The organism is Nocardioides pinisoli (assembly GCF_024199985.1).
GTDB classification, from domain to species: domain Bacteria; phylum Actinomycetota; class Actinomycetes; order Propionibacteriales; family Nocardioidaceae; genus Nocardioides; species Nocardioides pinisoli.
Genome location: NZ_JANARS010000006.1, coordinates 370,756 through 382,915 on the forward strand (window position 1 = coordinate 370,756; position 12,160 = coordinate 382,915).

The following is a 12,160-nucleotide window of genomic DNA, read 5'->3' on the forward strand; positions in this document are numbered from 1 at the left end:
GGGTGGCCTAGCGGCGCACGAAGATGTGCTCGGCCGCCTCGACGACGAGCTCGGCGGTCTCGCCGCCCGACCCGATGAGGATGCCCTCGTCGGTGCGGGCGATGGTCACGGTCTTGCCGGGGAGCGCCCCGACGCGGCGGAGCAGGCCCATCAGCTCCTCGTCCTTCTGCATCTCCTCGGAGATCCGCTTGACGTGGACGCGCTGGTCCTCCGCGACGGCGGCGCCCGAGAGCGGCTCGACGTTGTCCATGAAGTGCTCGCCGGCGACGTCGCCGAGCTCGTCGAGGCCGGGGATGGGGTTGCCGTAGGGCGACTCGGTCGGGTGGTCGAGCAGCTCGAGCAGCCGGCGCTCGACGGTCTCCGACATCACGTGCTCCCACCGGCACGCCTCGGCGTGCACGAGCTCCCAGTCGAGGCCGATGACGTCGGTCAGCAGCCGCTCGGCCAGCCGGTGCTTGCGCATGACGCGCGTGGCGAGAAGCTGGCCCTCCTCGGTGAGCTCGAGGTGGCGGTCGCCCTGCACGGTGAGCAGCCCGTCACGCTCCATCCGGGCCACGGTCTGCGACACCGTCGGTCCGGACTGGTGCAGCCGCTCGGCGATGCGGGCACGCAGCGGCACGATGCCCTCCTCCACGAGCTCGTAGATCGTGCGGAGGTACATCTCGGTGGTGTCGATCAGGTCACTCACGGTCGTCATTGTGTCCCATGCGGCAACTGCGACCCGCATGCGAGGCGTGGCACAGTGAGCCGGTGACCGAGCTCATCGTGCCCCGACGCTTCTGCGGACCTCCCGACTCCGGCAACGGTGGCTGGACCGCCGGGGCCCTGGCGGCCCTCGACGAGGCCGACGCGCCCGAGGACCGCCGCGGCAGCTGGCCGGCCATCGAGGTGTCGCTGCGCCAGCCACCGCCACTGGACACGCCGCTCGCCGTCACGGCCGAGGGCGGCGTCACAACCGCGTCCTTCGGCGGGGCGCCGGTCGCGACGGCGCAGCGCGTCGAGCGCGAGATCGCCGACGTCGACCCGGTCGCCCCGGGGGCCGCCGCGGCAGCCACCTCGTCGTACCCCGGCCACACCTTCCACCCCTTCCCCACGTGCTTCGCCTGTGGCACGGCGCGCGAGGAGGGCGACGGGCTGCGGATCTTCCCCGGCCCGGTCGGCGAGGGCCCGGGCGGTCACCGGGTGGCGGCACCGTGGACGCCGCACCCGAGCCTCCACGAGGACTGGCACACCTACGTCGACGAGCACCCCCGCGCCTCGGTCGCCGCCACCTGGGCCGCGCTCGACTGCATCGGGGGCTGGGCCGGCGACCTGACCGAGCGGCTCATGGTGCTCGGCCGGATGACCGCGCGCGTCGACGACCTGCCGGTCGTCGGCGAGCCGCACGTCGTCGTCGGGGAGGGGCGCGGCCGGGACGGACGCAAGACCTTCACCGCCTCGACGCTCTACGACGCCGACGGCCGCGTCGTGGCCACCGCCGAGCACACCTGGGTCGCCGTCGACCCGGCCCTGTTCGGTGGCCGGACCCCCACGTCGGATTGACCGCGCCCGCCTCTCATTTGAGAGGATGGCGCCATGGCTGATTTGAACGATCCAAAGACCTACTGGTGGCGCAACGCCGTCGTCTACCAGGTCTACGTGCGCAGCTTCGCCGACAGCGACGGTGACGGCGTGGGTGACCTGCCCGGCATCACCTCGCGCCTGCCGCACCTCGCCGACCTCGGCGTGGACGCGCTGTGGATCACGCCGTTCTACACCTCCCCGCAGCACGACCACGGCTACGACGTCGCCGACTACCGCGACGTCGACCCGCTCTTCGGCACGCTGTCCGACGCCGACGACCTGGTCGCGCGCGCCCACGAGCTCGGCCTGCGCGTCGTGGTGGACCTCGTGCCCAACCACACCTCCGACCAGCACGAGTGGTTCCAGGCGGCCCTCGCCGCCGGGCCCGGCAGCCCGGAGCGCGCGCGCTACCTGTTCCGCGACAGCGAGGACGGCAACCCGCCCAACAACTGGGGCTCCGTCTTCGGCGGCCCGGCGTGGACCCAGGTCGACGACGGCCAGTGGTACCTCCACCTCTTCGACTCCACCCAGCCCGACCTCGACTGGCGCAACCCCGAGGTGCCGGCGATGTTCGAGGACGTCCTGCGCTTCTGGCTCGACCGCGGCGTCGACGGGTTCCGCGTCGACGTGGCGCACGGGCTCTTCAAGGAGGCCAGCCTGCGCGACCAGGTCGTCGAGGAGGGCGAGCGCGCCTCCTCCGGCCAGGTCAACACCGACCACTCGATGGTGTCCCTGGAGCTCAAGGACGAGCCGATGTGGGACCAGCCCGAGGTGCACGACGTCTACCGGGCGTGGCACCGCGTGCTCGACGAGGCCGGACCGGACCGGATGGCCGTCGCCGAGGCCTGGACGCAGACGCCCGAGTCGATGGCGGCCTTCGTGCGGCCCGACGAGCTCGACCAGGCGTTCAACTTCGCGTGGCTCCTCGCCGACTGGTCGGCCGAGGCCTTCGCGACCGTCATCACCGACACCCTCGCCGCGGTCGAGCCCGTGGGCGCCTCGCCGACATGGGTGCTCAGCAACCACGACGTCGTACGCCACGTGACCCGCTACGGCGGCGGCGCGCAGGGCCTGGCCCGCGGCCGTGCGGCGACGCTGGCCATGCTCGCCCTGCCCGGCTCGAGCTACCTCTACCAGGGCGAGGAGCTCGGCCTCGAGCAGGTCGACGTCGCCCCGGAGGACCGGCAGGACCCGTCCTACCTGCGCACCGGCGAGGCGGGCCGCGACGGCTGCCGCGTCCCGATCCCGTGGGGCGGCAGCGAGGCGCCGTACGCCTTCGGGCCCGGCGCCGGCCAGCCGTGGATCCCGCAGCCCGCCGAGTGGGCGTCGCTCACCGTCGAGGCCCAGACCGGCGTCGAGGGCTCGACGCTCGAGTTCTACCGCGCGGCGCTCGCCGCCCGGCGCGAGTTCGCCTGGACCGCGGGCGAGGAGGTCGAGCTGCTCGACCTCGGCACGGACGTCCTGGCATTCCGCCGCGGTCCGATCACCGTCGTGCTCAACTGCGGCGAGGCCGCGGTGGAGCTGCCGAAGGGCGAGCTGCTGCTGGCCAGCGGACCGGTCGACGACGGCAAGCTGCCGGGCGACACCGCGGTCTGGCTGCGCTGACCCGACATCTGAGGACGTCCCGGTCGTCGATCTGCCCGATCCACGTCCGGGACGTCCTCAGACATCCGGAGAGGGGCGGCTCAGTCGTCGCTGAGCGCGCGGTTGTACGCCGCCAGCTGGGCGCTGAAGCCGGCGAGCTCCTCGTCGCTCCAGTCCGCCAGCCGCCGGTCGAAGCGGTCGCTGCGACTGCGGGTCATGCGCTCGAGCCGCCGGCGTCCCTCGTCGGTGGCGTCGAGCAGGATCGCGCGACGGTCCTCGGCGGCCGGCCGGCGCTCGACCAGGCCGAGGTCGACGAGGGTCTGCACCTGCCGGCTCACCCCGCCCTTGTCCATGCCGAAGGCGTCGGACAGGTCGGCGGCGCGGAGGGGTCCGTGCTGCGCCAGGTGGGTGAGGATGAAGTACGTCATCGGGTGCAGGTCGGGGTGGACCTCGCGGGCGCGCTCGCCCATCACCCGCTTCACCCGCCGGATCAGCGTCCCGACCTCCGCCTCGATGCGGCGCAGGTCGTCGTACCTCTGGGTCGTCACGGACGTGATCATGCCTGCGGGGCCTCCGCAGCCAGCTCGTCCTCCCGCTTCACGGACGTGCGCAGGGGCACCTCCTTGATGAAGAGCACCGCGATGAGCGCGCCGACCGCGAACGGCAGGGCGACCAGGAAGATGTGCCCGGTCGCGTCGCCGAAGGCGCTCTCGAAGATGACGCGCACCGGCGCCGGCAGGTCGGAGACGTCCGGGATGCTGCCGGTGTCGTGGGAGACGGCCGAGGCGTACTCCGGGTGGGTGGCGAGCAGCCGGGTCAGGCCGGACTGCACCGCGTCGGCGACCTGGTGGGCGAGGACGGCGCCGAGCGCGGCGATGCCGATCGAGCCGCCGAGGGAGCGGAAGAAGGCGACGACCGAGGAGCCGGCACCCATGTCGGAGAGCGCGATGGTGTTCTGCACGGCGAGGACGAGGTTCTGCATCGTCGCGCCGAGGCCCAGGCCGAGGACGGCCATGAAGAGGCCGGTGCGCCACAGCGGGGTGGAGGCGTCGATCGTGGCGAGCAGGCCGATGCCGGCGATCACGGCGACCATGCCGCCGACGAGCCAGCGCTTCCACACGCCCGTCTCGGAGATGATCCGGCCACTGACGATGCTGGAGACGAGCAGGCCGCCGACCATGCAGATCGACATCAGGCCGGCCTCGGTGGGGCTCATGTCCTTGGCGCGCTGGAAGTAGAGGCTCAGGTAGACCGTCGAGCCGAACATCGCGACACCGATCAGGACCGACGCGATGGTCGCGAGGGTGAGGGTGCGCTCGCGGAACAGGCTCAGCGGGATCACCGGGTCGACCGCGACGTTGGCCTCGACGTGGATGGCCAGGGCGATGACGACGACGGAGGCGACGACGAGCAGGCCGCTGGTCCAGGAGATCCAGTCGAAGTTGTTGCCGCCGAGGGACATCCAGATCAGCAGGATCGAGACGCCGCCGACGAGCAGGAAGGCGCCGAGGTAGTCGATCGAGACGTCGTCCCGCCTGACCACGGGGAGGTGCAGCGTGCGCTGCAGGACGACGAAAGCGAGAGCGGCGACCGGGAGGCCGGCGAAGAAGCACCAGCGCCACCCGACGGTGTCCACCAGGACGCCGCCGACCAGCGGGCCGCTCACGGTGGCGAGGGCGAAGACCGCGCCGATGTAGCCGCTGTAGCGACCGCGCTCGCGCGGGGAGACCATCGTGGCGATGACGACCTGGACCAGCGCGGTGAGGCCGCCGACGCCGAGGCCCTGGACGACGCGGGCGCCGATGAGCACCTCCATCGACGGCGCGAAGCCGGCGATCAGGGAGCCGATCGAGAAGATCACCAGCGCGCTCTGCACGAGGGTCTTCTTGTTGAACATGTCGGCGAACTTGCCCCAGATCGGCGTGGTCGCCGTCATCGCGAGCATCGTCGCGACGACGACCCAGGTGTAGCCGGTCTGACTGCCCTCGAGGTCGTCGACGATGGTCGGCAGCGCGTTGCTGACGATCGTGCTGGAGAGCATCGCGACGAACATCGCGAGGAGGAGGCCGCTGAGGGCCTCGAGCACCTCGCGGTGGGTCATCTCGCCGGTCTGCTCGACGGTCACGGGGGGAGCCTGGGTCACTGCAGTCCTTCGATCGGTTGTCTTTCGCGATAGTTGCTCACCACAACCATAGGGGCGCACCGGTTGTTCCGCCATGCGAGGCGACGAGACCTGGGACACAGCACGGACGACGTCGGCGGCCGGGGCGTACGCATGCGCGCCGGTCGGCACGACGCGGGCCGAAGGGCCCCGGAAATGCAGCGACCCGCAGGCCTGCTGCCCCTCGGAGAGGGGCCCCGGCGGATGACACCGGGAGCCTGCGGGTCGGGTGGCTGCAGTGGATTCGCCGGCAGCTGTCGGCGGACCGGGCTGCCTTAGCGGGCAGCCACCTCACTCATCCGAAAAGAACTCATTCCTCGGATCACCTCCCTTCTGTGTGCGACCACCGTACGTCGATGGGTGGAGCCGCTCAACGGATTAAGCACCCTCACCCGCGAGGTGGCGGCACATCGCAGGTCAGAACGTCTGGCGCGTGCGATGTGCCGCCACCCTCCAAGCACCTCGTCCGCGGGGTGGCGGCACATCGCACCGCGAGGCGCCGCCCGGCTGCAACCTGCCGCCACCCGGTCGGGCCTCGGCGAGCGGGACCGGCGCGTACGCCGACCTCAGCCAGCGACGACGTCCTCGACGGCCGCCTCGAACTGCGAGCGGTAGAGCCGGGCGTAGGCACCGTCGGCGGCGAGCAGCTGCTCGTGCGAGCCCTGCTCGACGATCGAGCCGTCCTCCATGACCAGGATCAGGTCGGCGTCGCGGATCGTCGAGAGCCGGTGGGCGATCACGAACGACGTACGGTCCGAGCGCAGCGCCGCCATCGCCTGCTGCAGCAGCAGCTCGGTGCGGGTGTCGACCGAGGAGGTGGCCTCGTCGAGGATCAGCAGCGCCGGGTCGGACAGGAAGGCCCGCGCGATGGTGACCAGCTGCCGCTCGCCCGCCGACAGGTTGGAGCCGTCCTCGTCGATGACCGTGTCGTAGCCGTCGGGCAGCGAGTGCACGAAGCGGTCGACGAAGGTCGCGCGGGCCGCCTCGAGGATCTCGTCCTCGGTCGCGTCGGGCCGGCCGTAGGCGATGTTGTCGCGGATGGTGCCGGCGAAGAGCCAGGTGTCCTGCAGCACCATCCCGATCCTGCCGCGCAGCATGCAGCGCGGGATCGAGGTGATGTCGACGCCGTCGATGAGGATACGCCCGGACTGCGGGTCGTAGAAGCGCATCACCAGGTTGACCATCGTGGTCTTGCCGGCACCCGTCGGCCCGACGATCGCGACGGTGTGGCCCGGCTCGGCGACGAGCGAGAGGTGCTCGATGAGCGGCCGCTCGGGGTCGTAGGAGAACGACACGTCCTCGAACCGCACCTCGCCCCGCGCGTGTGCCGGATCGGCCGGGCTCCCGGTCGCCTCCTGCGACTCCTCCTCGGCGTCGAGCAGCTCGAAGACCCGCTCCGCCGACGCGACGCCCGACTGGAGCAGGTTGAGCATCGAGGCGACCTGCGTCAGCGGCTGGGTGAACTGGCGGGAGTACTGGATGAACGCCTGCACGTCGCCGAGCGACATGGTGCCGCTCGCGACCCGCAGTCCGCCGAGGACGGCGATGACGACGTAGTTGAGGTTGCCGACGAACATCATGATCGGCATGATCAGCCCGCTCACGAACTGGGCGCCGTACGACGCCTCGTAGAGCTCGTCGTTCTGCTCGGCGAACACCCGCTCGGCCTCGCCCTGCCGGCCGAAGACCTTGACGATGGCGTGGCCGGAGAAGGTCTCCTCGATGTGCGCGTTGAGCGTGCCGGTGCGGCGCCACTGCTGGATGAACAGGCCCTGCGAGCGCTTCATCACCGCGCCGGCGACGAGCATCGAGATCGGCACCGAGACCAGCGCGACCATCGCGAGCAGCGGCGAGATCCAGAACATCATCGTCAGCACCGCGACGACGGTGAGCAGCGAGGTGAGCATCTGGCTCATCGTCTGCTGGAGCGTCTGGCTGATGTTGTCGATGTCGTTGGTGACGCGGCTCAGCAGCTCACCGCGCGGCTGCTTGTCGAAGTAGCCCAGCGGCAGCCGGTGCACCTTGTCCTCGACCTCGGAGCGCATCCGCAGGACCGTGCCCTGCACGACGTCGTTGAGCAGGTAGCCGCCCAGCCACGCCAGCAGCGACGCGGCGACGTAGACCGCGAGGACGACGAGCAGCACGTCCGCGACGGCCGAGAAGTCCACGCCGTCGGTCAGGTCCATCGACGCGAGCATGTCGGCCCGGTCGTCCTCACCCTGCGCGCGCAGGGCCTCGACCGCCTGCTCCTGCGTCGCCCCGGAGGCGAGCACGTCCTTGCCGATCAGCCCGGCGAAGACGAGGTCGGTCGCGCGGCCGAGGATCCAGGGGCCGACCGCCGTCGCGATGACGCTGAGCACGGTCAGCGCCAGGACGGCGTACGCCTTGTGGCGCTCGGGGTGCAGCCGGGCGAGCAACCGCTTGAGCGAGGGCCAGAACGTGTCGGCCTTCTGGCCGATCATGCCGCCGCCCATCGGGCCGCGCCCCGGGCCGGGGCCGGACTGGACCCGCTCGGTCTCCTTCAGCTGCCCGGCCTTGGCGGGTGATGTCTGCGTGGTCATGCGTCAGGCCACCTCCTCGGCGGTGAGCTGGGACTCGACGATCTCCCGGTAGGTCGTGCACGTCTCGAGGAGCTCGTCGTGGGTGCCGCTGCCGACGACGGCGCCGTCCTCCATCACCACGATCCGGTCGGCGTGGCGGATGGTCGCGACGCGCTGGGCCACGATCACCACCGTCGAGTCACGGGTCACGGGCCTGAGCGCCGCGCGCAGGCGGGCGTCGGTGGTGAGGTCGAGGGCCGAGAACGAGTCGTCGAACAGGTAGATCTCGGGCCGGCGGACGACGGCGCGCGCGATCGCCATCCGCTGGCGCTGGCCGCCGCTGAGGCTGCTGCCGCCCTGGGCCACCTCGGACTGCAGACCGTCGGGCATCGCCTCGACGAAGTCACGCGCCTGGGCGATCTCGAGCGCCGCCCACATCTCCTCCTCGGTGGCGTCGGGCTTGCCGTAGCGCAGGTTGTCGGCGATGGTCCCGCGGAAGAGGAACGCCTTCTGCGGCACCAGCCCGAGCCGCGACCAGAGCGCCTCCGGGGCGAGGTGGCGTACGTCGATCCCGCCCACGCGCACCGCTCCCCCGGTCGCGTCGAACAGGCGCGGCACCAGGTTGACCAGCGTCGACTTGCCGGCACCGGTCGACCCGACGATCGCCACCGTCTCCCCCGGCCGGGCGGTCATGGTGACCTCGCGAAGCACGGGCTCGTCGGCACCGGGGTAGGCGAAGGTCACGGCGTCCAGCTCGAGGGTGAGCCGCTCGGGCAGCGTGGTGACCGGGTCGGCCGGCGGCACCACGGACGACTCGGTGTCGAGGACCTCGGTGATCCGGTCGGCGCACACGGCCGCGCGCGGCACCATCATCAGCATGAACATCGCCATCATCACCGACATGACGATCTGCATCAGGTAGGAGATGTAGGCGGTGAGGGCGCCGACCTCCATGTGGCCGTCCTCGACGCGGTGCCCGCCGAACCACAGCACCCCGACGGTCGCGACGTTGGCCACGATCATCACGGTCGGGAACATCGCGGCCTGCCAGCGGCCGGCGCGGATCGCGACGTCGGTGAGCTGGGCGTTGGCGTCGGCGAACCGGGCGGTCTCGTGCTCCTCGCGCACGAACGCGCGCACCACGCGTACGCCGGTGATCTGCTCGCGCAGGAGCCGGTTGACCTCGTCGATGCGCTCCTGCATCAGCCGGAAGCTGGGCACCATCTGGCGCACGATGAGGCCGATCGAGACGCCGAGGACCGGGACGACCGCGAGCACCAGCCAGGACAGGCCGACGTCCTCGCGGGCGGCCATGATGATGCCGCCGACCATCATGATCGGGGCCGCGACCATGAGCGTGCCGCCCATCAGCACGAGCATCTGCACCTGCTGCACGTCGTTGGTCTCGCGGGTGATCAGCGACGGGGCGCCGAAGTGCTGGACCTCGCGCGCCGAGAAGGACCCGACCCGCCGGAAGATCGCGGCCCGGAGGTCACGGCCGAAGCCCATCGCGTTGCGCGCGGAGAACCACACGGCCGCGATCGAGCAGACGACCTGCACGAGCGAGACGGCGAGCATCAGCCCGCCGTGGCGCACGATGTAGCCGGTGTCGCCGGTGACCACGCCCTTGTCGATGATGTCGGCGTTGAGGCTCGGCAGGTAGAGCGCGGCCATCGTGCCGACGAACTGCAGCGCGACGACGGCGGCCAGCGGGGCGGCGTACGGCCGGAGGTAGGTGCGGACGAGCCGGAGGAGCATCAGGAATCCTTCCTCAGCACGCCGTGGAGCAGCGTGTCGACGATCTGGTCGGGCGTGAGCAGGTGCCCGTCGCTGATGTGGGGGTGGGTCCCGGAGAAGGTCAGCATCCGGAGCATGTGCACAAGCTGGTCCGGGGTGCAGGTCAGGCGGTCGGCGTCGGGCTCGACCACGGCGACCATGATCTTCTCCGCGCGCCGGCGGCCGTCCTCCATGTGGCGGTGGGACTTCGGCGGACCGACCATCCCCATCGCGGTCATCAGCGAGAAGATGCCGCGGAAGCGCTCCTGCAGTCGGGAGCAGACGTCCACGAGCCGCTCGCGGAGCGGCAGGTCGGGGTCGACCGCCTCCAGGTCGAGGAGGAACGGCTCCATGTCGAGCGCCTTCTCGAGCGCCGCGGTGACGAGGTCGTCCTTGGAGTCGAACACCCGGAAGATCGTGCCCTCCGCGACCCCGGCGGCATCGGCGATCAGCTTGGTCGTGACGCTGCGCCCGTGCTCGTGCAGCAGCGGGATCGTGGCGTCGACCAGCGCCTCGCGCCGGTCGTCCGGAGTCATGGGGCGGGCACGAGGGGTCACCGCGCCAGCCTAAATGAGTGAGCACTCACTCACAAGCGATCGGGCACTTCCTCGCGCTGCAAGGCCCCGACCGGGCACTTCCTCGCGCTACAAGGCCTCGACCGGGCACTTCCTCGCGCATCCATCGCGAGGAAGTGCCCGGTCGGCCTGCCCTACCGCGAGGAAGTGCCCGGTCGGCCTGCCCTACCGCGAGGAAGTGCCCGGTCGGCCTGCCCTATCGCGAGGAAGTGCCCGGTCGGCCTGCCCTATCGCGAGGAAGTGCCCGGTCGCGTCAAGCCGGGTGGGTGGCCCGCCAGTCGGCCCAGGGCGTCGGCGAAGCGCCCCCGGTGGTCTGCCCCAGCACCTCGTGGGTCATCCAGGCCCGCAGGGCGCGCAGGTCCTGCGGCGACGACAGGGTCAGCAGCCGACCCTCCTCGCACAGCCGGTCGGCGCGGGTCACTGCCCACTCCAGCTGCTCGACGAGCACGCCGAACTCACGCGGCATGGCCATCTCCACGTCGACGACGTCGAGGCCCTCCGCGCGAGCCTGCTCCGCGGCCCGCCGGCCGGTGAGCCGGGCGTGCGTCGGGGAGACGAGGAGGCCCTGGATCTCCTCGGCGATGGCGGCCGACTCGCGGTTGCCCTCGTCCAGGCCGAGCAGCTGCAGCTCGCGGACCAGCTCGTCGAGGTGGCGGTCCTGCTGCAGGCTCAGCGCGACCGGGCACCCCACGAGGCGCACGAGCGCCCAGCCGGGCGGCAGGTCACCGGCGGGTGGTCCCGCGGCCGGCTCGGCCCGCTCCGGGGCGAACGCCCCGTGGACCGCGTCGGGCTCGACCAGGTCGGCCCACACCCGCTTGCCGCGCGTCGTCGCGTCGACGCCCCAGCGTCCGGCCAGCATGGCGACGATCGTCAGCCCGCGTCCGGTCGCGTCGAGGTCGTCCCACTCCAGGTCGCCCCCGCCCGAGATCCGGGGCAGGACGGCCTCGACGCCGACGGGCCCGTCGTCCTCGACTGCGACGCGTACGCCCGGGTCCGGGTGCGAGGGCCGCTCGAGCGTCACGTGCATGAACTCCGCCATCGCGTGCAGCGCCGCGTTGCTCGACAGCTCGCTGGCCACCAGCTCGCCCGCGTCGACGAGCCCACGCTCTCCCCAGGACGTCAGGCCGTCGGCCACGAACCGGCGCGCGGCAGGCACGCTGGCCGCGTCAGCGGCCAGCCGCACCTGCAACCTGGTCGGCGCGTGCTGCATGGTCCACGAGGCTAGACCCCCCGTGCGCCCCCTGCCCGCGAGAATCCCGCCATTTCCGGCAGGATTTGTCGACGAGCCGCACCGCCCGGCGTACGTCGCGGCTCAGGGAGCGAGGCGCTCGGTGGTCCACCCGCCGCCGGCGCGGCGGTAGACCAGCCGGTCGTGCATCCGGCTCGGGCGCCCCTGCCAGAACTCCACGACCTGCGGACCGACCCGGTAGCCGCCCCACTCCGGCGGCACGGGGACCGGCCCGTCGTCGCCGAACCGCTCCTGCACCCGGGCGTACGACGCCGCCAGCGCGGAGCGCGACGCCACCGGCCGCGACTGGTCGGAGGCCCACGCCCCGAGCTGGGCGCCGCGTGGACGGGACCCGAAGTAGGCCGCGACCTCGTCGTCGGGGAGCACCGAGGCCACGCCCTCGACGCGCACCTGCCGCTCGAGCGGGTGCCAGGGGAAGAGCAGCGCGCACCGCGCGTCGGCGGCGAGGTCCGCGCCCTTGCGCGAGGCGCGGTTGGTGAAGAAGACGAAGCCGTCGGGCCCGAGCCCCTTGAGCAGCACCATCCGGCTCGACGGCCCACGCTCCGGCGAGGCCGTGGACAGCACCATCGCGTTGGGCTCGTGCACCCCGGCGTCGACGGCCTGCTGGAGCCACCGCCCGAACATCTCGATCGGGTCGGCGGCCAGGTCGGGCAGGTCCAACCCGCCGCGGCCGTACTCCTCGCGCAGTCCGCTCAGGTCCATGGAGGGACAG

Annotated in this window: 10 protein-coding genes; 2 read left to right on the top strand and 8 right to left on the bottom strand. The window is 71.8% G+C overall.

What is annotated here, in order from left to right; translation table 11 throughout:
- Nucleotides 1-7: 7 nt before the first annotated feature.
- Nucleotides 8-688, bottom strand: coding sequence for an iron-dependent transcriptional repressor DtxR (locus tag NCI01_RS15840; protein WP_254182467.1), 681 nt, complete (start codon nt 686-688; stop codon nt 8-10).
- 62 nt (nt 689-750) lie between these two features.
- On the opposite strand from NCI01_RS15840, the gene NCI01_RS15845 reads away from it, so the two are divergent.
- On the top strand, nt 751-1,542 hold the full coding sequence (locus NCI01_RS15845) for a hotdog family protein (protein ID WP_254182468.1): 792 nt from the start codon (nt 751-753) through the stop codon (nt 1,540-1,542).
- Between the two features lie 33 nt (nt 1,543-1,575).
- Nucleotides 1,576-3,168 (top strand): glycoside hydrolase family 13 protein, encoded by a 1,593-nt coding sequence (locus tag NCI01_RS15850; protein ID WP_254182469.1) that lies wholly within the window; start codon nt 1,576-1,578, stop codon nt 3,166-3,168.
- Between the two features lie 80 nt (nt 3,169-3,248).
- Here the strand turns inward: NCI01_RS15850 and NCI01_RS15855 are convergent, their stop codons facing one another.
- The 7 genes from NCI01_RS15855 to pdxH all read right to left on the bottom strand — a co-directional run bounded on the left by NCI01_RS15855 (nt 3,249) and on the right by pdxH (nt 12,150).
- Complete coding sequence (locus NCI01_RS15855; protein ID WP_254182470.1) at nt 3,249-3,695, bottom strand: MarR family winged helix-turn-helix transcriptional regulator; 447 nt, start codon at nt 3,693-3,695, stop codon at nt 3,249-3,251.
- Nucleotides 3,696-3,703: 8 nt separating this feature from the next.
- Nucleotides 3,704-5,272: an MDR family MFS transporter gene (locus NCI01_RS15860; protein WP_308213228.1), complete on the bottom strand. Its 1,569-nt coding sequence runs from the start codon at nt 5,270-5,272 to the stop codon at nt 3,704-3,706.
- A 602-nt stretch (nt 5,273-5,874) separates the two neighbouring features.
- Nucleotides 5,875-7,869, bottom strand: a complete 1,995-nt coding sequence (locus tag NCI01_RS15865; protein WP_372495180.1) for an ABC transporter ATP-binding protein — start codon at nt 7,867-7,869, stop codon at nt 5,875-5,877.
- Between the two features lie 3 nt (nt 7,870-7,872).
- Nucleotides 7,873-9,606, bottom strand: a complete 1,734-nt coding sequence (locus tag NCI01_RS15870; RefSeq protein WP_254182471.1) for an ABC transporter ATP-binding protein — start codon at nt 9,604-9,606, stop codon at nt 7,873-7,875.
- Nucleotides 9,606-10,181: a TetR/AcrR family transcriptional regulator gene (locus NCI01_RS15875; RefSeq protein ID WP_254182472.1), complete on the bottom strand. Its 576-nt coding sequence runs from the start codon at nt 10,179-10,181 to the stop codon at nt 9,606-9,608. Before NCI01_RS15875 ends, NCI01_RS15870 begins: the two co-directional genes overlap by 1 nt.
- A 271-nt stretch (nt 10,182-10,452) precedes the next feature.
- Nucleotides 10,453-11,409, bottom strand: a complete 957-nt coding sequence (locus NCI01_RS15880; RefSeq protein WP_254182473.1) for an ATP-binding protein — start codon at nt 11,407-11,409, stop codon at nt 10,453-10,455.
- 102 nt (nt 11,410-11,511) lie between these two features.
- Nucleotides 11,512-12,150 (bottom strand): pyridoxamine 5'-phosphate oxidase, encoded by a 639-nt coding sequence (pdxH, locus tag NCI01_RS15885; protein WP_254182474.1) that lies wholly within the window; start codon nt 12,148-12,150, stop codon nt 11,512-11,514.
- Nucleotides 12,151-12,160 lie beyond the last annotated feature (10 nt).